Below are 20390 nucleotides of genomic sequence, written 5' to 3' on the forward strand. Positions count from 1 at the left end.
TTATGGTTGATCGGCACGACTACGTGGCCCTCGAATGGGTCAAGGGCGACATTGCCGAAACCCTGAAACAGGCTCGCTCGGCGCTCGACGCTTATGTCGAGACTACAGACGCCGAAGCGATCAGCGAGTGCCTGGCGTGCGTCCACCAAGTGCATGGCGCGTTGCAGATGGTCGAGTTCTACGGCGCGGCGCTGCTGGCCGAGGAAATCGAAGAACTGGCGCTGGCCCTGCAAGCCGGGAGCGTCAGTCAGCGCGACGAAAGCATTCGCCTGTTGCAACAAGCCCTGACTCAATTGCCGTTGTACCTGGACCGCGTGCACAGCGCCCGCCGCGACCTGCCGCTGGTGGTGTTGCCACTGCTCAATGACCTGCGCAGCGCGCACGGCGAAAGCCTGTTGTCGGAAACCAGCCTGTTCAGCCCGCAACTGCTGACCATCGCGCCACTGCCGGATGAGGCCCTGGCCCAACGCGCGGTACCCGACCTGAAAGAGCAACTGCGCCAGTGGCACCAGCTTCTACAGCAGGCGCTGGCCGGGCTGCTGCGTGAAGACCATGGCCCCAGCAACCTGGAAGACATGGCGCGGGTGTTCGCACGCCTCGAAGCACTGTGCCAAGGCGCGCCGCTGTTGCCGTTGTGGCAAGTCACCTCGGCACTGGTCGAAGGCATGCTCACTGGCGTGATCGCCAACAGTCCGGCGCTGCGCAGCCTGCTCAAGGCCAGCGACAAACAACTCAAGCGCCTGCTGGCCCAAGGCATTGGCGGCATCAACCAGCCGGCGCCGGATGAGCTGCTCAAGAGCCTATTGTTCTATGTCGCCAAGGTCACCCGGCCAACGCCGCGCATGCAAAGCCTCAAGGAACGCTACGGCCTGGATGAAGCCTTGCCTGACAGCGCGGTGGTCGATGCCGAGCGCGCACGCCTGGCCGGGCCGGACCGCAACGCCATGGGCTCGGTGCTGGGCGCCTTGTGTGAAGAGTTGGTGCGGGTCAAAGAACGCCTCGACTTGTTCGTACGCAGCGACCGCCAGCACACCAGCGACCTTGATGCATTGCTGGCGCCGCTGCGGCAGATCGCCGATACGCTGGCGGTGCTGGGCTTCGGTCAGCCGCGCAAAGTCATCATCGACCAACTCGCCGTGGTGCTGAGCCTGGTCCAAGGCCAACGCGAACCCAATGACGCTGTGTTGATGGACGTCGCCGGCGCCTTGCTTTACGTCGAAGCCACGTTGGCGGGCATGGTCGGCACTGTCGAGCCGGAAAGCCGCGAAGAAAGCCGCTTGCCCACCACCGACCTGACCCAGATCCACCAGTTGGTGATCCGTGAATCCTGCCAGTGCCTCAAGCAAGCCAAGGAACTGGTGATCGACTGCATTGAAGCCGATTGGGACCGCCAGCGCCTGGAGTCCCTGCCGGAGCTGCTGAGCCAGGTGCGCGGCGCCCTGGCGATGATCCCGTTGCCCCGCGCGGCCAGCCTGATGCGCGGCTGCACGGATTACGTCGACGAACAGTTGATGGGCAACGATGCACCGCCTTCCGAGAGGCAACTGGCGCATTTCGCCGACGTGATCAGCAGCCTGGAGTACTACCTGGAGCGCATGCTCCAAGACTCGGATGCTGCGGGCGAGCGCGTGCTGGAACTGGCCACCCAAGGCTTGGCCGCACTGGGTTACCTGCCCGCCGAAAAGCCCTGGCGCCAGGCCCTGGTTGCACCGGATGGCGCGCTCGCGGCCGAGGTTGCGCCGAGCCAATCCCAGTTCGACGCACTGGCCAGCCCCACGTCGCGGCTGAACCCGCCGGCCCTGCAGCGCCCCGGCAGCCTGTTGCCGCCGCCGGCCGATGAAGAACCCATCGACGATGAACTGCGCGAAGTCTTCCTTGAGGAGACCGACGAAGTCCTCGAGGTGTTGCACCGTTACCTGCCCAACAGCGCGGACAAAACCGCCCAGGCCGAAATGCGCCGCGCCTTCCACACCCTCAAAGGCAGCGGCCGCATGGTGCGCGCGCTGGTCTTGGCGGAGCTGGCCTGGGCGGTGGAAAACCTGCTGAACCGTGTGCTGGAGCGCAGCGTGAACCTTGGCCCCGACGTGCAGCAGGTGCTGGACGAAGCGGTGGCCTTGCTGCCGGAGTTGATCGCTGACTTTGCCATCGACGACCAGCGCCAACGCGATGAAGTCGACGCCCTGGCCGCCCGTGCCCACGCCTTGGCCAGCGGTACACCCGCGCTGGCCGCCGAGCCTCATGATCCGATGCTGCTGGAGATTTTCCGCAACGAAGCCCAAAGCCATCTGGACAGCCTCAACCACTTCCTGCAACAGGCCGCCGAGCATGTGCCGCTGCAAGTCAGCGATGAACTGCAACGCGCCCTGCACACCCTCAAGGGCAGCGCCTATATGGCGGGCGTGTTGCCGATTGCCGAGCTGGCGCGCCCGCTCGACCACCTGACCCGCGAATACAAGGCCCACCGCCTGCCGTTGGACCTGGACGAAGTGGAGTTGCTGCTGGAAGCCGAAGGCCTGTTCCAAAAGGGGCTGCGCGATCTGGACAACGATCCCCTGGCGCCGATCAACGGTGCAGAGGACCTGATCAGCCGCACCCAAGGCCTGCTGGATCAGCAGCTTGAAGCGCTGCTCGACGTGCACATCAAGCGCGACCCACAACTGATCGCCAACTTCCTGGCCCAGGGCATGGATATCCTGCTCGACGCCGAGAGCCTGCTACGTCGCTGGCAGCAACACCCCGGCGAACGCCAGGAACTCACCGCGCTGCTGGATGAATTGACCACGCTGGGGGAGGGCGCGCACGTCGCAGACCTGCATGCCATCGACGCACTCTGCGAAGCCTTGCTCGACCTGTACGGCGCCGTTGAGGAAAGCAGCCTGGCGGTCAGCGAGCGGTTTTTCCATGAGGCCGAACAGGCCCATGAAGCGCTGATCAGCATGCTCGACCAACTGGCCGCCGGCCAGGAAATCAGCCCGGCACCGGCCCGTGTCCACGCCCTGCGCGAGCTGCTGGATGAAGCCCTCGACCCGTCCGCCACCGGCCTGATCAAAAGCGATGGCAGCCGCGCGCTGAGCATTGCCGAACTGGGCGCCGCCACACAGCAGTTGGATCAGCAAACGACGATGGACGACGAGATCGTCGAGATCTTCCTCGAAGAAGCCGTGGACATCCTCGACAGCGCCGGGCAGTCGCTCAAGCGCTGGTTGCTGGAGCCCGACAACGCCGCGCCGCTGTCGTCGTTGCAACGCGATCTGCACACCCTCAAGGGCGGCGCGCGCATGGCTGAAATCGAACCGATTGGCGACTTGGCCCATGAGTTGGAATGCCTGTACGAAGGGCTGGTGGACCGCCGCTACAGCTACTCTGCCGAATTGTCCCAAGTGCTGATGGCCAGCCATGAGCGCCTCGCCTTGCAGCTTGAAGAACTGCAACATCACCAGCCCCTGAGCGATAGCGCCGAGCTGATCGCCAGGGTGCGCGCCTTGCGCCAAGGCAGCGCGCCTGCGGCACCGGCCGCCGCGCCGCCTGCGTCTGGCGCCGACCCTGAGCTGCTGGATATCTTCCTCGAAGAAGCGGCCGACATCCTCGACAGCTCCAGTGCTGCGCTGTCGCGCTGGCAGGCCGAGCCCGGTAATCGCCAGGAAGTGGAGACCCTGCTGCGCGACCTGCACACCCTCAAGGGTGGCGCGCGTATGGTCGAGATCGCGCCCATCGGCGACCTGGCCCATGAACTGGAATTTCTCTACGAAGGCCTGTCCGCCGGTTTGCTCGCGCCATCCCCGGCGTTGTTCGCATTGCTGCAAGGCTGCCACGACCGCCTGGCGCAGATGATCGACGCGGTGGCGGACGGCTTGCCGGTCGGCTCGGTGGACAAGCTCATCGAGCGCATCAAAAGCCTGGTGCACCCGAGCGACGAGCCTGTGACGCCATTGGCGTTGCCGGCGGGCAAGGCGGAGGCCGTCGTCGATCCGATGGCCGACATGGTGAAGATCTCTGCCGAGTTGCTCGACGACCTGGTCAACCTGGCTGGTGAAACCTCGATCTTTCGTGGCCGTATCGAACAACAAGTCAACGACGCACGCATCGCCCTGACCGAAGTGGAAACTACGATTGAGCGCATGCGCGACCAACTGCGTCGCCTCGACACTGAAACCCAGGGCCGCATCCTCAGCCGCCAGCAAGCCGAGGCCGAGCGCCTGGGCTATGAAGACTTCGACCCGCTGGAAATGGACCGCCATTCGCAGTTGCAGCAACTGTCGCGCGCGTTGTCCGAATCTGCCTCTGACTTGCTCGACCTCAAGGACACCCTTGAGCGCCGCAACGAAGACGCCCACGACCTGTTGCAGCAACAGGCGCGTATCAACACCGAGTTGCAGGAAGGCCTGATGCGCACGCGCATGGTGCCGTTCGAACGCATGCTGCCGCGCCTCAAACGCATCGTGCGCCAAGTGGCGGGTGAGTTGGGCAAGGACGTGGAGTTCATCGTCGGCAACGCTGAAGGCGAGATGGACCGCAACGTGCTGGAACGCATGGCGGCGCCGCTGGAACACATGCTGCGCAACGCCGTCGACCATGGGCTGGAGTCCCGCGATGCACGGCTGCTGGCCGGTAAGCCGGAGAAAGGTCGCATCACCCTGGACTTGACCCACGAAGGTGGCGACATCGTCTTCGACATGCGCGACGACGGCGCGGGTGTGCCGCTGGAGGCCGTGCGGCGCAAGGCGATCAAGCGCGGTTTGCTCGACCCGAATCAGGAGATCAGCGACCGCGACGTGTTGCAGTTCATCCTGCAACCGGGCTTCTCCACGGCGGAAAAGATCACGCAGATTTCCGGGCGCGGCGTGGGCATGGATGTGGTGCATGAGGAAGTGCGTCAGTTGGGCGGTTCGATGTTCATCGACTCGACGCCGGGTATGGGCGTGCACTTTCGTATTCGCTTGCCGTTCACCGTGTCCGTCAACCGTGCGCTGATGGTGCAATGTGCGGACGATCAATATGCGATCCCGCTCAACACCATCGAAGGCCTGGTGCGTGTGTTGCCCCATGAGTTGGCCGGGCATTACCAGCAAGACCCGCCACGTTATGAATACGCCGGCCAGCGTTACGAGCTGTTTTACCTGGGCGACCTGTTGCACACCGTCAGCCGCCCGAAACTGTTGGGCCAATATCAACCAGTGCCGGTGCTGCTGGTGCAATGCAACGAGCGGCGCGTGGCGATCCATGTGGACGCCATGGCCGGCACGCGGGAAATCGTGGTCAAGGGCCTGGGGCCGCAGTTTGCCGGCGTGCAGGGTTTGTCTGGCGCGACGATTCTGGGCGATGGTCGCGTGGTATTGATCATCAACCTGCTGGCGCATATCCGCGCCCGCCCAGCGGCCTTGCCGGCGCAGTCAGTGGATGCGCCGCTGATCCTCAACGACCCGCTGAAAAAGCGTCCGTTGCTGGTGCTGGTGGTGGACGACTCGGTCACCGTGCGCAAAGTCACCAGCCGCCTGCTGGAACGCAACGGCATGAACGTGCTCACCGCCAAAGACGGCATCGACGCCCTCGCCGTGCTGGAAGAGCACAGCCCGGACCTGATGCTGCTCGACATCGAAATGCCGCGCATGGACGGCTTCGAAGTCGCCACCCAAGTGCGCAACGACCCCCGGCTGATGCGCCTGCCGATCATCATGATCACCTCGCGCACCGGCCAGAAACACCGCGACCGCGCCATGGCCATCGGCGTGAATGACTACCTCGGCAAGCCGTACCAGGAATCGGTGCTGCTCGAAAGCATCGCCTACTGGAGCAAGTCCCATGCTTGACCACCGCACCAGCCAACTCACCGGCCTGCTCCTGCCCTTGGCCGACCGCCACCTGGTGCTGCCCAACGTCGCCATTGCCGAGCTGATCGACTTCCAGCGCGGCGAACCGGCCAGCGATGCGCCGCCGTGGTATTTGCGGCAAGTGACCTGGCGCGACCGGCAAATCCCGCTGATCAGCTTTGAAGCGGTGTGCGGCGAAGCCAGCGTGACCGGCGAACGCTCGCGGATCGTGGTGCTGAACGCGTTGGGTGGGCGGCCGACGTTGAAGTTTATTGCGTTGGTGATCCAGGGGATTCCCCGGTCGTACAAGCTTGATAGTGAATTGAGCTATGTGGACGTGCCGCTGTGCCCGCTGGAGCTGGCGGCGGTGCAGGTGGGGGAGCATGTGGCGAAGGTGCCGGACTTGATGGGGTTGGAAGCCCTGCTGGTCGAATCCGGCCTGGCCTGAGCACTATTCTCCAATTCAGCGAGACCTACTGTGGGAGCTGGCTTGCCTGCGATAGCGGAGTGTCACTCACACATAAGCTAGCTGACCCACCGCCATCGCAGGCAAGCCAGCTCCCACATTTGATCTTCTGTGCCCGCTAGATCGTGCTCGTTATTCAATCCGCGCAAACCGCTCAATCACCGGCTGCTCCCGATGCTCGGCCTGCCACAAGTCATAGGCGCTTTGCATCGACAGCCATAACTGCCCAGTGCTCACACCTGCCCGCTCAAGCCGCACCGCCAAGTCAGGACTGACAGGCGCACGCCCATGCAAAATCCTCGAAAATGTCTCACGGGCGAATCCCAGGCGCCGGGCCATTTCGGTGATGGTGATGTCCAGGGCAGGGATTACATCTTCAAGCAGGATTTCACCTGGGTGAGGGGGGTTGTGCTGGGTCATATCAGGCTTAGTGTTTGGATTCATGACGTTCGACCGTGGCGGGGTTCGGAAAAAAAATGCTAGAGAAACGGGTTCCGAGCAACAACCTGAAAGCTTTGTCAGCATTGGATGTAATTGCTGTAGGCGACTTCTGCATTTGGATTTGGTGGGTTTTCAGGTCTAAGCGGGGTGGCTAGGTTCTGCGCTTCTCACTACCAAAAAGGGGCCGAAAATGACCATACCGTTAAAGTCTCAACTGCGTAATGGCCTACTCGTGGTTTGCCTGATTTATATCGGTGCCAGTTGGTTCCTATCCCCAGGAATGCCGGATCTGGATGAAGTCGTGTTGGAGCATTCCTTGGGCAACGGCAGCTCGATTTATGGAGCACGCGACGGCCAGGGCGGTGCGACAGTGGGGTTCTCCTACAGGTACTACGTTCATAAGGAATTAGGCAGTGATCGGGAGATACTGACAGCGCTGGTCTCGGCACCTCCCTTTATGACAACCAAAGAGCCTGCAGTCCAAGTGAGCCGGGTGGCTGGGCTCATCCACGTCACTGTTCGTGGGGAGGTTTATGAATACCGCAGCTACCCGCTGGAAGGGTTGGGCGCTGTGACCATAGATATGAAGTTGTAGGCCGAATGGGCTCTCGGATTTTTCCTGCAAGATTTTGGGCTGTGCATGAACTTGTCGCGAGCAGCCAGCGCGCCTAGTCTTCGTCTCGTCATCGCAAAAAACGGTGACACGGACGTGCAAGTCCGACGAAACTGTTTAGGCGTACAAACGCCCAGCCAACCAACGGGCGTTTTTTGTGCTCGCTGCTTTATGGCGGCTGCGCGCAGGAGGTCTTCGGACCTGCTGGGTGTCCTAAACAGGCCCGGTCTTGCACACCTGCGCACGGTCGCCACCCTCATTCGCGTGCAAGCGAAAGGTGGCGCTCCTTACTCACTGTTTAGGAGCTTCATCATGGTCAAACCTACCCCCAATCCGCCCCTCTTCACCGTAAACCCGCACGAAAACACCGAAACCCTGCTGGTCAACGCCAGCGAAACCCTGTCTTCCCTTAACGCACTCACCTGCAATCTCGCCTTCGACCTGGACACCTCCCAGCGCGCGATCATGCTCGGCATCCAGCAAATGGCGGAGCTGGGGCAGCTATTAGTGGATCGGGCCCTGGAACAGATTTCCCCTTCTGCAGTCGCTTAAAACTTGATCGTTCCCAAAAAGGGACCTATCGTTCCCTTTTTGGGACTCTTTGGCCGCTGCCATGCACACCTTGCCGATCAGCACTGCACTCTTCACCGTCACCCAACAAAAAGTACTGGGCCTGCTGTTCGGCAAACCCGACCAAAGCTTCTTCACCAATGAAATTGCGCGATGGGCCCAGGTGGGCAAGGGCAGCCTCACTCGTGAGCTTGAACGTCTGCAATTGGCGGGCATCTTGAGCATGACGCGCCAAGGCAACCAGACCCATTACCAAGCCAACCCCCAATGCCCGATTTACTCGGAGTTGTTGGCCATCGTGCGCAAGACCCTGAGCCTGGATGAACCATTGCGCACTGCACTGGCGCCGTTCGCCAAGCAGATAACCTGGGCGTTTATCTACGGCTCCATCGCCAAAGGCGAGGCGCACTCATCCAGTGACATAGATCTCATGTTGATCGGCGAAAGCCTCAACTACAGTGAAGTCATGGAGCAGCTCATGCCGCTGGAAGAGCAACTGGGCCGCACCCTCAACCCGACGCTTTACACCCCTGAAGACTGGATCGGCAAATGGAATGCCGGGAACAGTTTTGTGCAGCGGGTCGTGCAGCAGGACAAGATCAACCTGATGGGGAGCAACCCCCTGGAATCCACGGATGGACAACAAGGTAAACCTGGAGAATCTGCAACGTAGCGGCGGCTTGAAGGCTGAGCCGCCGGATCGCAAAGAGTGTGATGGGCTGATGCGTTCAGCCAGGGATCGGCTGAGGGACGCCGGTAATCCGCAGTTATCATTCGCCAGTCGTTTCGACCTGGCTTACAACGCCGCTCATGCTATCGCCCTTACGGCCTTGCGCTTGCAAGGTTATCGCTCGGATAAACGCTATCTGGTCTTCCAATGCCTGGTTCATACCGCAGACGCCGGCAAAGTGCAGGTGAGGTTGTTGGCGTTGTGTCATGAGCGTCGGAACCTCGCGGAATATGAAGGGTACATGGATGAAGATGAGGCGCTGCTGGGCCAATTAATGGAAGGTGCGAAGATATTAATGAGCAATGTGCAAGCATTGCTTGCTGGTCATAGGTGGGAATGAATCACCGGTCAACTGTAGGAGCCGGCTTGCCGGCGATGGCGTGCTGTCAGTTGGCACATTGTTCAATTAGCGACCGCTATCGCTGGCAAGCCAGCTCCTACACAGGCTTTGTTACTCCAGCCGTAACGATCCACCGCCCAGCTTGATTGATGGCCCCCTCAATCACTCCTAAGGTACAGCCCACGACAGCAAACCCGTGGAGCGACCATGACAACAACAATCACCCCCGACTCGCGCTGGACGCGGCGGCGCGACGAGAAGCAGCGGCGGCTCGGGCTGGTCAAAAAATACGCAGACGGTGCGGTGTTGCCCAGTGACAGGATCGTCGAGGCGCTTGAGGCCCTGATCCTGCCCGGCGACCGTGTGGTGTTGGAGGGCAATAACCAGAAGCAGGCGGATTTCCTCTCGCGCTCCCTCGCCAAAGCCGACCCGTCCAAGCTCCACGATTTGCACATGATCATGCCCAGTGTCGGCCGTTCCGAGCACCTGGATCTGTTTGAAAAAGGCATCGCCCGCAAGCTGGATTTCTCCTTCGCCGGCACCCAATCCCTGCGCATCAGCCAGTTGCTGGAAGACGGCCTGCTGGAAATCGGCGCGATCCACACCTACATCGAACTCTATGCGCGGCTGGTGGTGGACCTGATCCCCAACGTGGTGCTTTCCGCCGGCTTCATGGCCGACCGCGCCGGCAATATCTACACCGGCGCCAGCACTGAAGACACCCCGGCCCTGATCGAGCCCGCCGCGTTCAGCGATGGCATCGTGATCGTGCAGGTCAACCAGTTGGTGGACGACGTCACCGACTTGCCGCGCGTGGATATCCCGGCGAGCTGGGTGGATTTTGTGGTGGTGGCCGACAAGCCGTTCTACATAGAGCCGCTGTTCACCCGCGACCCGCGCCACATCAAGCCGGTGCACGTGCTGATGGCAATGATGGCAATCCGTGGCATCTACGAAAAACACAATGTGCAGTCGCTTAACCACGGCATTGGTTTCAACACCGCCGCCATTGAGTTGATTCTGCCGACCTACGGCGAATCCCTTGGCCTCAAGGGCAAGATCTGCCGCAACTGGACCCTCAACCCGCACCCCACCCTGATCCCTGCGATTGAAAGCGGCTGGGTGGAAAGCGTGCATTGCTTCGGCACTGAATTGGGCATGGAAAACTACATCGCCGCACGGCCGGATGTGTTCTTCACCGGCCGCGACGGCTCGATGCGTTCCAACCGTATGTTCTGCCAACTCGCCGGCCAATACGCGGTGGACCTGTTTATCGGTGCGACGCTGCAAGTCGACGGCGACGGCCACTCCTCCACCGTAACCCGTGGCCGACTCGCCGGGTTTGGCGGCGCGCCGAACATGGGCCATGACCCACGCGGTCGTCGCCATGGCACGCCCGCCTGGCTGGATATGCGCCACGACGATGCGCCCGAAGCCTTGTTGGAGCGCGGCAAAAAGCTTGTGGTTCAAATGGTCGAGACCTTCCAGGAAGGCGGCAAACCCACCTTCGTCGACACCCTCGATGCTGTGGAAGTCGCCCGCAAAAGCGGCATGCCCCTGGCGCCGATCATGATCTACGGCGACGACGTCACCCACTTGCTCACCGAAGAAGGCATCGCCTACCTGTACAAGGCGCGTTCCCTCGAAGAGCGCCAGGCGATGATTGCCGCTGTGGCAGGCGTCACCGCCATCGGTATGCGCCACGACCCCAAGGACACCGCGCGCATGCGTCGCGAAGGCCTGATCGCCTTGCCCGAAGACTTGGGCATCCGCCGCACCGACGCCACCCGCGAACTGTTGGCCGCCAAGAGCGTGGCCGACCTGGTGGACTGGTCCGGTGGCCTGTACAACCCGCCCGCCAAATTCAGGAGCTGGTAAATGCGCGCACTCAAATTGCATGAACTGACACTTGCTGAACGCCTGGCGGATATGGCCGTCGATGCGCTGATCGATGAAGCCGACCTGTCGCCCAAACCGGCCTTGGTAGACCGTCGCGGCAACGGCGCCCATAGCGATTTGCACCTGGGCCTGATGCACGCCTCGGCGTTGTCGCTGTGGCCGATGTTCAAGGAAATGGCCGAAGCCGCGATTGAGTTCGGTGAAGTCGGCTTGCCGCTGCGCGAAGCCCTTGGGCGTATTGGCCGCGACGGTGAGCAAGCGATGCTCGTCACCACCCACGGCGTGAACACCCATCGCGGCGCAATCTGGGCCCTCGGTTTGCTCACCGCAGCGGCAGCGCTGGAACCGTGCTCTATCACCCTGAACGCCGCCAGATTAGCCCTGCTCAACGACCGCTACGCCCCACAACCCATGAGTCATGGCGCCCAGGTCGCCCAGCGCTACGGCGCGCGCGGTGCCCGTGAAGAAGCCCAGCTCGGCTTTCCCTCGGTGGTGCAACGTGGCTTGCCGCAACTGCATAAAAGCCGCCAGCAAAATGCAGGCGAACAGAACGCCCGCCTGGACGCCTTACTGGCGATCATGACCGAACTGGCCGACACCTGCGTGCTTTACCGCGCCGGTCCCGAAGGCCTGTTAGCGATGCAGCAGGGCGCTCAAGCGGTGCTCGATGAAGGTGGCAGCGCAACGCTGGCAGGGCGTCGCCAATTGCATGAGTTAGACCTTCAACTGCTGGCCCTGAATGCCTCTCCGGGCGGCGCCGCCGACCTGTTGGCCGCCTGCCTGCTTATCGACCGCCTCGACGGAGCGTTGTGATGGAAACCTTGTCCTTTGAATTCCCCGCCGGGCAGCCGCCAAAAGGCCGTGCGCTGGTGGGTTGCGTTGGCTCGGGCGACCTGGAAGTGCTGTTGGAACCGGGTACGCCGGGCACGCTGACCATCCAGGTGCAGACCTCGGTGAATGGCGCCGAACAACGCTGGCAGCATCTGTTCGAGCGCATCTTCCAGGAGCAGACGCCGCCGGCGTTGAACATTGATATCCACGACTTCGGTGCCACCCCCGGCGTGGTGCGTTTGCGCCTGGAGCAGGGTTTCGAGGAGATCGGCCATGACTGATTTACTCGCCAAACACAGCTTCGTTGAACTGGGCGCGCGGCAGCGGGCCAAGGCGTTGCTGGACGCCGGTTCCTACCGCGAATTGATCGACCCGTTCCAGCGCGTCATGTCGCCGTGGCTCAGTCGCCAAGGTGTGGTGCCCCAGGCCGATGATGGGGTGGTGATTGCCAAGGGCAGCATTGATGGAAAACCTGTCGTCATTGCCGCCATCGAAGGCAACTTCCAGGGCGGCAGCCTCGGTGAAGTCGGCGGTGCAAAAATTGCTGGCGCCTTGGAGCTGGCAGCCGAGGACAATCGCAAGGGCATTCCCACCCGCGCCGTGCTGCTGCTGGAAACCGGTGGCGTGCGTTTGCAGGAAGCCAACCTGGGCCTGGCGGCCATCGCGGATATTCACGCGGCGATTGTCGATCTGCGCCAGTACCAGCCAGTGATCGGCGTGGTGGCGGGCAGTGTCGGTTGCTTTGGCGGCATGTCCATCGCCGCTGGGTTGTGCAGTTACCTTGTTGTCACCCGCGAAGCGCGCCTGGGTTTGAATGGCCCGCAAGTCATCGAACAGGAAGCGGGGCTTGAGGAGTACGACTCCCGCGATCGGCCTTTCATCTGGAGCCTGACCGGCGGTGAGCAACGCTTCAACAGCGCTTTGGCCGATCGCTATGTCGCTGACGATGTGGCCGAGATTCAACAGACCGTCAGCGCATTACTACAAAAAGGCCTGCCCACCCAACAACGCAGCCGCCAGGCCGACTATTACCTGGCGCGCTTGGCCGAACTGGACGCCACGCCGCAAATCGACCCGGCGACGGTACGCGCGCTGTATCAAGGAGAACGCTCATGAGAGGTTTGCACTGGTTCAACGCATTGAGCGCCGGAGCGACAGCCGTTGAGGGTTTGCCCAACTCGCTGAAAGTCGCCGATGGTGTGCTGGGTGAGCAGCCTGTGCGCTATATCGCTGTGGTCACCGACGCGCAAAACCGCTTCCCCCGCGCACGCAATGGCGAAGTCGGCCTGCTGGAAGGTTGGGGTCTGGCGAAAGCCGTCGATGAAGCCATCGCCCGTGGTGACAAGCGCCCGATCATCGCCATTGTCGATGTACCGAGCCAAGCCTATGGCCGTCGCGAAGAAGCCCTCGGCATCCACCAGGCCCTGGCCGCCGCCGCTGACAGCTACGCCCGTGCTCGACTGGCCGGGCACCCGGTGATTGCGCTGCTGGTGGGCAAGGCGATGTCCGGTGCGTTTCTCGCCCATGGGTATCAAGCCAATCGCCTGATTGCCCTGCGCGATCCCGGTGTGATGGTGCACGCGATGGGCAAGGCCTCGGCCGCGCGCGTGACGCTGCGCAGCGTTGAAGAATTGGAAGCCTTGGCCGCCAGCGTGCCGCCCATGGCTTATGACATCGAAAGCTACGCTAGCCTGGGCTTGTTGTGGGAAACCTTGTCGGTCAGCCAGATTGAACAACCCACGCCGGAGGATGTGGCGCGGGTCAGCGATTGCCTGGTCAGTGCGATCAAGGATATTGGCAGCACCGACTTGAGCGGCCGCCTTGGTGCTACCAACCGCGCCGCTTCCAGCCACGTGCGCCAACTGCTGCGAGAGCAATGGTGAACGCCCACGATTTGCTCTGGGGCATGACCCCGGCGCACCTGCCTGCTGATGCTCCGCCGTGGGCGGTGGAGGCATTAGGCACGGTGGTGGTGCGTCGCGCCACCGTCACGCCGGGCTGGGTCGCGGTAGGCTTGCGCGGGCGTTCGCGCGAGCAGCGGTTTGCTGCCGAGATGCCGATTGCCGCGGTGCAGCGGCGAGTCACGCCGCAAGCGCTGCGTGAGGTTACCTCGATGCGAGACTTACCGGCTTTGCACGCACTCGAACAACTGCGGCCACTGCTGGCGCCCTTGAATTGGGGGGTTACGGGCAGCGCGGGTTTTGAGCTGGCCACGGGCATTGAAGCGCTGCATGCCCAGAGCGATCTGGACCTGATGCTGCGCACGCCCGAGCCGCTGAATCGCAACGACGCACGTGACTTGCTGGCAACCTTGGACAAGGCCGCGTGCGCCGTGGATATGCAACTGCAAACACCTTTCGGCGCTATCGCCCTGCGCGAATGGGCCGGTCTATCGCGGCGGGTGCTGTTGAAAACGGTCAACGGTGCGCACCTCGTCCTCGACCCTTGGCAGGCCGTAGCATGAGCAGCCTTCTGGTCTTCCCCGGCCAGGGCGCCCAACGTCCGGGCATGCTCCAGGCGTTGCCGGCCGATGTGTTGGAACACGCCAGCGAAGCCTTGGATGAAGACGTTCGCGCATTGGATTCGGCGGAGGCCCTGGCGAGTACCCGCGCCGTGCAGCTTTGCCTGCTGATCGCCGGCGTGGCCCACGCGCGCTTGCTGCAATACACGCCGGATTACGTCGCAGGGCTGTCCATCGGTGCTTACCCGGCAGCGGTGATTGCCGGTGCGCTGGATTTCGCCGACGCTCTCAAGCTGGTCAGCCTGCGCGGCGAGCTGATGCAAAACGCTTATCCACAGGGCTACGGCATGACCGCGATCATCGGGCCGGAGTTATCCACCGTCGAAAGCTTGCTGGCCGAAATCCACAGCTCCGAAACCCCGGTGTACCTGGCCAATATCAACGCCGATAACCAGACGGTGATCGCCGGCAGCGACAAAGCCATGAAGCTTGTCGCCAGTCGCATCAAAGGCAATGGCATTGCCAAGAGACTGGCCGTCAGCGTGCCGTCCCATTGCGCGTTGCTGGAGCAGCCAGCCCAGGCTTTGGCGCAAGCCTTCGTGCCGCTCAAGGCACCGCGCATCACCTACTTGAGCAGCACCCGTGCGCGGCCGATCCACAACCCCGAACAATTGCGCGATGACCTGGCCTTCAACATGTGTCGCATCGTCGATTGGCGCGGCACTGTGCAAAGCGCCTACGAGCGCGGCGTGCGCCTGCAAATCGAACTGCCACCGGGCGCCGTGCTCACCGGCCTGTCACGCCGCGTATTCGAACAAGGCACGGTGATCGCCTGCGAAGGCGCACGCCTGGACACCTTGCAGGCCCTGCTGCAAGAGGAGGAGCGCCGCCACCGATAAAGCATCACCCAAGGCTTTCGAAGCACAACAACAACAATTTCGATCGAGCACTTTGAGGACAACAACAATGATTATCTACGGTGTGGCATTGCTGGCGATCTGCACGCTCGCGGGCGTGATCATGGGCGACATGCTTGGCGTGTTGCTGGGCGTCAAATCCAATGTGGGCGGGGTGGGGATCGCGATGATCCTGCTGATCTGCGCCCGCCTGTGGATGCAAAAACGCGGCGGCATGACCAAGGATTGCGAAATGGGCGTGGGCTTCTGGGGCGCGATGTACATCCCCGTGGTGGTGGCGATGGCTGCGCAACAAAACGTGGTCACCGCCCTGCACGGTGGGCCGGTGGCGGTACTCGCGGCGATTGGTTCTGTGGTGGTGTGTGGTTGCACCATCGCGCTGATCAGCCGTACCCACAAGGGCGAACCCTTGCCCGCTGAGGAACCACTGATTGTTCCTGCGGGAGGCCGCTGATATGTGGGATCTCATCGAAAAAGGTTTGGAGCATAACGGCCTGATCACCGCGTTTGCCTTTGTTGGCGTGGTGATGTGGATTTCCGTGGTGCTGTCCAAGCGGCTGACCTTTGGGCGCATCCATGGCTCGGCGATTGCCATTGTCATCGGACTGGTCCTGGCCTGGGTCGGCGGCACGATCACCGGCGGCCAGAAAGGTCTGGCGGACCTGGCGCTGTTCTCCGGCATCGGCCTGATGGGCGGCGCGATGCTGCGCGACTTCGCCATCGTCGCCACCGCGTTTGAAGTGCAAGCCACCGAGGCGCGCAAGGCCGGGATGATCGGTGTGATCGCGTTGCTGCTGGGCACGATCCTGCCGTTTATCGTCGGTGCGAGCATGGCCTGGGCCTTTGGTTATCGCGATGCGATCAGCATGACCACCATTGGCGCGGGTGCCGTGACCTATATCGTCGGCCCGGTGACCGGTGCGGCGATTGGCGCGACGTCGGATGTGATGGCGCTGTCGATTGCCACCGGGTTGATCAAGGCGATTCTGGTGATGGTGGGTACGCCTGTGGCGGCGCGCTGGATGGGCTTGGATAACCCACGTTCGGCGATGGTGTTTGGTGGGTTGGCCGGCACGGTGAGCGGCGTGACCGCTGGCTTGGCTGCGACAGATCGGCGGTTGGTGCCGTATGGCGCGCTGACGGCGACGTTCCATACCGGGTTGGGTTGCTTGCTCGGGCCTTCGTTGCTCTATTTCATCGTGCGCGGCCTGGTCGGTTAGTTCCTTGTAGGAGCCCGGTTTGCCGGCGATGGCGTCCTTGAAATCGCCATCGCCGGCAAGCCGGGCTCCTACAAGGTTGGGTCAAACCTGCCGATTGGCATACATCCGACACTCCGCCAACAACGCCAACAAGTTAGGATCACGCTCCTTGGCCTTCAGGAACACCACGCCAATATGCTGCTGCAACCGGTACCGGGGTTGCAGCGGTATCAACTTCACACGGTTCTCATACACCGCCGCAATCCTGCCCGGCAGCAGCGCATAACCCACGCCCGAACTGACCATGCTCAACAGCGTGAAGATGTCATTGACCTGCATCGCCACCTTCGGCTCGAACCCCGCCTGTTTGAACACGCGATTGCCATCCTGGTGCGTGGCGAAGCCTTGGGTGAGGGTGATGAAGGTTGCATCGCGCACATCCGCCAGGTCGATCTGTTGATCGCGGTCGAACGGTGAATCCGCCGGGGTGGCGAGGAATATGTCGTCGGAGAACAAGGCAATCTGTTCGCAGTCCGGGTCGTTGGCATGCTCGTCGAGGGAGATGAGGATCGCGTCCACTTCCATGTTCTTGAGCTTGTAGAGCAGGTCGAAGTTGGAGCCCAGGATCAGGTCGATATTGAGTTCGCTGCGGCGGATCTTCAGGCCCATGATCAATTGCGGCACGGTCTTCACCGTCAGCGAATACAGCGAGCCGAGCTTGAAGCGCTCGGCAGAGAAGCCAGCGGCTTCTCGGGTGAGGCGCACGCTGTCGACCACATCGGCCACCAGCTTCTGCGCGCGTTCTTCCAATACGTAGGCGCTTTCCAGCGGCGTGAGGTTGCGGCCTTCATGTTTGAACAGCGGGCAGCGCAGGGCATTTTCCAGGGAATGGATGGCGCGGTGTACGCTGACGTTGCTGGTTTGCAGCTCGGCGGCGGCGCGGGCCAGGTTGCCGGTGCGCATGAACGCCAGGAAGATCTCGAGCTTTTTGAGGGTGAATTCTTCGTCGATCAGCATGGCCGTGGCTCTTGTTCGAATACCCTCGATTGTGCCCGCAAAACCGCGCGCCGTCCCCGGAACGTCACACGCCGCTTGCACTCTTATGCGCAAGGCTGGACGCTTGCCGCTCAGCCCTTAATGGTTACAGGAGGTCAGCGGCACATGTACCACGGGGAACGATTCAACGCCTGGAGCCATTTGCTCGGTGCAGTCGCGGCGTGTATTGGCGCCGTATGGATGTTGGTAGTGGCAAGCCTGGACGGCAGCCCCTGGAAGATCGTCAGCGTGGCGATTTACGGCTTTACGCTGATGGTGCTGTACAGCGCGTCCACGGTGTACCACAGCGTGCGTGGGCGTCGAAAAGAGATCATGCAAAAGGTCGATCACTTTTCGATCTACCTGTTGATCGCCGGCAGTTACACACCGTTTTGCCTGGTGACCTTGAGAGGGCCGTGGGGCTGGACGCTGTTTGGCATCGTGTGGGGGCTGGCGGTGATTGGCATCCTGCAGGAGATCAAGCCGCGCTCCGAGGCGCGCATCCTGTCGATCGTGATTTACGCGGTGATGGGCTGGATCGTGCTGGTGGCGGTCAAGCCGCTGCTCGCCGCATTGGGCACGGCGGGGTTTATCTGGCTGGCGTCGGGCGGCGTTTTATATACCGTCGGCATCATCTTTTTTGCCTTGGAGGACCGCCTGCGTCATTCCCATGGGATCTGGCATTTGTTTGTGATCGGCGGGAGTTTGTTGCACTTCGTGGCGATCATGCATTACGTGCTGTAACCAGCACTGTAGGAGCCGGCTTGCCGGCGATGGCGGCTGCTAGGTCGCAGCAGGGCTCAGGGGTCTCATCGCCGGCAAGCCGGCTCCTACAGTTATAAGCGTTCCAGCAGTTCACGGGCTCGGTGGCCAAAAATCTGCAGCAGATTGGCCAGCATGTGCGGCGGTGGTTCATCGGCGCGGGTGAGGGCGTACAGGGTAATCGGCAGCGGCGGGGTGAGTGTGCGGATACACGTGGTGGCTGTCGAGGCACCGAGGGCAGTGAAGGGGTCGATCACCGTCAGGCCGGCGCCGGACTCCACCATGGCACGGGCCAGGGAGTAGGTTTGTACGGAGATCGTCACCCTCGGCGGTGGCTCGACGTTTTCCAGGTAGCTGTCGAGTTTCGCTGCCAGCGGGTCGGCGCTGGAAAGACCAATCAATGCGGTGCCTGCCAGGTCCGCCAGGGGTAGCGGCTGGCTCAGCTCGGCATCGGACCAATAGCCTTTGGATGCCAGCGCCACCAGCACACCGTTGGCCAGCACCTGCGTGGTCAAACCCGGATGCCCGGAGAAGTTGAGCGTCAGCGCCAGGTCGATTTCACGCATCAGCAGCTTTTGCACCAACTCGCGGCTGTGGTCGCTGGACAGCTCGCAGGCCATGTCCGGATAGTCGCGCTTCCATTCCAGAATCGCCGGTGGCAGCAACGAGAGAGCCAGCGCCGGGATCGCACCGATGCGCACACTCTGGCCTGGTGCACGGCGCAGACTCTTGGCCAGGCGTCGCACGCCTTGCAGGCTTTCCGTGACTTTCTCCACTTCGCTTTCCAGCGCCAGGGCTTCCGGGGTGGGCTGCAATTTGCCGCGCACGCGCAGGAACAGCGGGAAGCCCAGCTGCAATTCAGCGTGTTGCAGCACCTTGGTGACCGCCGGTTGCGACACATGCAACAACTGCGCGGCGGCGCTGACGGAGCCGGTCTGGCGGATGGCCTGGAAGATTTCGATATGACGCAAGCGCATGGCGAGTCCATAACCTTTGTTTATAGGTGAGCCATCTTTATTCATTGTCGGCGACCTGTCACCTGCCCCTAGGCTTGAGGTCTCTTGATTCAACGGCGGGTGGCGGCAATGGTGTGCATCATCGGGGGTGGAGTGATTGGTCTGGCCAGCGCCTATGCGTTGGTGCGTGCAGGTCATGAGGTGACGGTGATCGATGCGCGCCAGACCCTGGGCAGCGAGACCAGCTTTGCCAACGGTGGACAGCTGTCTTATCGCTACGTCGCGCCACTGGCCGATGCCGGTGTGCCGCTGCAAGCCATTGGTTGGTTGTTGCGCGGTGACTCTCCCTTGAAGCTGCGCCCGCGTCTCGACCCGCAACAGTGGCGCTGGATGGCGGCGTTTCTCGGTGCCTGCCGTGGCTCGGTGAACAAACGCAATGCCGCGCACCTGCTGCGCCTGGCGTCCCTGAGCCAGGACACCTTGCAGCGGTGGCGTGACGAAGATCACCTGGATGGCTTCGATTGGCGGCGCAACGGCAAGCTGGTGACCTTTCGCAATGCCGGCTCTTTTGAACAGGCGCGCAGCAAGGTCGCCGATATTCTGCAACAGCAAGTGCTTTCGGCCGCCGATTGCGCACGCCTGGAACCCGCGCTGGCGGGCGGTGGTTTTGTCGGGGGGATCTACACGCCCAATGAAGAAGTGGGTGATTGTCACGCCTTCTGCCAGCAGTTGGCGGCGCGGTTGGAAGCGTCGGGACGATGCCGCTTTTTGCTGGGTCGCAAGGTCACCGGTATTCGTCAGGCTGGCGCAGTGGTGCAGGCCATCGAGTTGGGCGATGAGGTGATGCCGGTTGAGCATCTGGTGCTGGCGGCCGGGTATCGCAGCGCCGAGTTGGGGGTGCCGTTGCCGCTGTACCCGCTCAAGGGCTACAGCCTCAGCGTGCCGATTGGCACGCAACATCAGGCGCCGAATGTGAGCATCACCGACTACGACCGCAAGATCGTGTACGCGCGTATTGGTGAGCAACTGCGGGTAGCCGCGATGGTGGATATTGTTGGCTTCGACGCCAGCCTTGAGCCCAAACGCCTGGCGTTGATGAAGCGCCAGGCACTGGAGACGTTTCCTGACGCCGGCGACTACGCCCGCGCGGTGGAATGGGCCGGCATGCGTCCGGCGACGCCGACAGGCGTACCGCTGATTGGCGCCAGCACCTGCCGCAACCTGTGGCTGAACCTTGGCCACGGCGCTCTCGGTTTTACCCTGGCCTGCGGTAGCGGCCAATTGCTGGCCGAGCTGATCAGCCAGCACGCCCCTTCCATTGATATGCAGGGCCTTGCGCCCCGCGCTGCATGAGGATGCACCG

20 protein-coding genes are annotated in these 20390 nt (G+C 62.3%); 17 read left to right on the forward strand and 3 right to left on the reverse strand.

Annotated features, from left to right (window positions below; translation table 11 throughout):
• Positions 1 to 2 precede the first annotated feature (2 nt).
• Together HX868_RS09150 and HX868_RS09155 are read left to right on the forward strand one after the other, a co-directional pair.
• On the forward strand, positions 3 to 5807 hold the full coding sequence (locus tag HX868_RS09150) for an Hpt domain-containing protein (RefSeq protein WP_177002625.1): 5805 nt from the start codon (positions 3 to 5) through the stop codon (positions 5805 to 5807).
• Positions 5800 to 6255, forward strand: a complete 456-nt coding sequence (locus HX868_RS09155; protein WP_010207210.1) for a chemotaxis protein CheW — start codon at positions 5800 to 5802, stop codon at positions 6253 to 6255. The genes HX868_RS09150 and HX868_RS09155 overlap by 8 nt, the downstream gene beginning before the upstream one ends.
• A gap of 150 nt (positions 6256 to 6405) precedes the next feature.
• Here HX868_RS09155 and HX868_RS09160 read toward each other — a convergent pair whose 3' ends face one another.
• Positions 6406 to 6693 (reverse strand): HigA family addiction module antitoxin, encoded by a 288-nt coding sequence (locus tag HX868_RS09160; RefSeq protein WP_177002760.1) that lies wholly within the window; start codon positions 6691 to 6693, stop codon positions 6406 to 6408.
• A gap of 211 nt (positions 6694 to 6904) precedes the next feature.
• Between HX868_RS09160 and HX868_RS09165 the strand changes: the two genes are divergently transcribed.
• From HX868_RS09165 to madM, 13 genes are all read left to right on the forward strand, one after another.
• The gene (locus HX868_RS09165) at positions 6905 to 7309 is read left to right on the forward strand and encodes a hypothetical protein (protein ID WP_177002626.1); all 405 of its coding nucleotides are present in this window, start codon (positions 6905 to 6907) and stop codon (positions 7307 to 7309) included.
• Positions 7310 to 7639: 330 nt separating this feature from the next.
• Complete coding sequence (locus HX868_RS09170) at positions 7640 to 7879, forward strand: DUF6124 family protein (protein ID WP_028618292.1); 240 nt, start codon at positions 7640 to 7642, stop codon at positions 7877 to 7879.
• Between the two features lie 61 nt (positions 7880 to 7940).
• Complete coding sequence (locus HX868_RS09175; RefSeq protein WP_068937827.1) at positions 7941 to 8570, forward strand: nucleotidyltransferase domain-containing protein; 630 nt, start codon at positions 7941 to 7943, stop codon at positions 8568 to 8570.
• Positions 8533 to 8967, forward strand: coding sequence for a hypothetical protein (locus tag HX868_RS09180; RefSeq protein ID WP_028618290.1), 435 nt, complete (start codon positions 8533 to 8535; stop codon positions 8965 to 8967). The genes HX868_RS09175 and HX868_RS09180 overlap by 38 nt, the downstream gene beginning before the upstream one ends.
• 207 nt (positions 8968 to 9174) lie before the next feature.
• The gene (mdcA, locus tag HX868_RS09185; protein WP_177002627.1) at positions 9175 to 10845 is read left to right on the forward strand and encodes a malonate decarboxylase subunit alpha; all 1671 of its coding nucleotides are present in this window, start codon (positions 9175 to 9177) and stop codon (positions 10843 to 10845) included.
• On the forward strand, positions 10846 to 11679 hold the full coding sequence (locus HX868_RS09190; protein WP_177002628.1) for a triphosphoribosyl-dephospho-CoA synthase: 834 nt from the start codon (positions 10846 to 10848) through the stop codon (positions 11677 to 11679).
• Positions 11679 to 11978 carry a malonate decarboxylase subunit delta gene (locus HX868_RS09195; RefSeq protein WP_015886328.1) on the forward strand — a complete coding sequence of 100 codons (300 nt, stop codon included), beginning with the start codon at positions 11679 to 11681 and terminating at the stop codon, positions 11976 to 11978. Before HX868_RS09190 ends, HX868_RS09195 begins: the two co-directional genes overlap by 1 nt.
• Positions 11971 to 12813, forward strand: coding sequence for a biotin-independent malonate decarboxylase subunit beta (locus HX868_RS09200; protein WP_177002629.1), 843 nt, complete (start codon positions 11971 to 11973; stop codon positions 12811 to 12813). Before HX868_RS09195 ends, HX868_RS09200 begins: the two co-directional genes overlap by 8 nt.
• On the forward strand, positions 12810 to 13580 hold the full coding sequence (gene mdcE, locus HX868_RS09205; RefSeq protein WP_177002630.1) for a biotin-independent malonate decarboxylase subunit gamma: 771 nt from the start codon (positions 12810 to 12812) through the stop codon (positions 13578 to 13580). Before HX868_RS09200 ends, mdcE begins: the two co-directional genes overlap by 4 nt.
• Positions 13574 to 14161, forward strand: coding sequence for a malonate decarboxylase holo-ACP synthase (locus HX868_RS09210; RefSeq protein ID WP_177002631.1), 588 nt, complete (start codon positions 13574 to 13576; stop codon positions 14159 to 14161). Before mdcE ends, HX868_RS09210 begins: the two co-directional genes overlap by 7 nt.
• On the forward strand, positions 14158 to 15057 hold the full coding sequence (gene mdcH, locus HX868_RS09215; RefSeq protein ID WP_177002632.1) for a malonate decarboxylase subunit epsilon: 900 nt from the start codon (positions 14158 to 14160) through the stop codon (positions 15055 to 15057). Before HX868_RS09210 ends, mdcH begins: the two co-directional genes overlap by 4 nt.
• 67 nt (positions 15058 to 15124) lie before the next feature.
• The gene (gene madL, locus HX868_RS09220) at positions 15125 to 15529 is read left to right on the forward strand and encodes a malonate transporter subunit MadL (RefSeq protein WP_122310527.1); all 405 of its coding nucleotides are present in this window, start codon (positions 15125 to 15127) and stop codon (positions 15527 to 15529) included.
• A gap of 1 nt (position 15530) precedes the next feature.
• Positions 15531 to 16295 carry a malonate transporter subunit MadM gene (gene madM / locus HX868_RS09225; RefSeq protein WP_010207194.1) on the forward strand — a complete coding sequence of 255 codons (765 nt, stop codon included), beginning with the start codon at positions 15531 to 15533 and terminating at the stop codon, positions 16293 to 16295.
• Positions 16296 to 16376: 81 nt separating this feature from the next.
• Here the strand turns inward: madM and HX868_RS09230 are convergent, their stop codons facing one another.
• Positions 16377 to 17291, reverse strand: a complete 915-nt coding sequence (locus HX868_RS09230) for a LysR family transcriptional regulator (RefSeq protein WP_033897085.1) — start codon at positions 17289 to 17291, stop codon at positions 16377 to 16379.
• Positions 17292 to 17435: 144 nt separating this feature from the next.
• Between HX868_RS09230 and trhA the strand changes: the two genes are divergently transcribed.
• Complete coding sequence (gene trhA / locus HX868_RS09235; protein WP_010207192.1) at positions 17436 to 18053, forward strand: PAQR family membrane homeostasis protein TrhA; 618 nt, start codon at positions 17436 to 17438, stop codon at positions 18051 to 18053.
• A 92-nt stretch (positions 18054 to 18145) separates the two neighbouring features.
• On the opposite strand, the gene HX868_RS09240 is transcribed toward trhA, so the two are convergent.
• Entirely contained in the window at positions 18146 to 19048 is a 903-nt protein-coding gene (locus HX868_RS09240; RefSeq protein WP_177002633.1) for a LysR family transcriptional regulator, read from the reverse strand.
• Between the two features lie 99 nt (positions 19049 to 19147).
• Between HX868_RS09240 and HX868_RS09245 the strand changes: the two genes are divergently transcribed.
• A complete protein-coding gene (locus tag HX868_RS09245) occupies positions 19148 to 20380 on the forward strand; it encodes a D-amino acid dehydrogenase (protein WP_177002761.1) in 1233 nt (410 codons plus the stop codon).
• The last annotated feature ends 10 nt before the right edge of the window (positions 20381 to 20390 follow it).

The sequence above is a fragment of the Pseudomonas reactans genome (assembly GCF_013385825.1).
GTDB classification, from domain to species: domain Bacteria; phylum Pseudomonadota; class Gammaproteobacteria; order Pseudomonadales; family Pseudomonadaceae; genus Aquipseudomonas; species Aquipseudomonas reactans.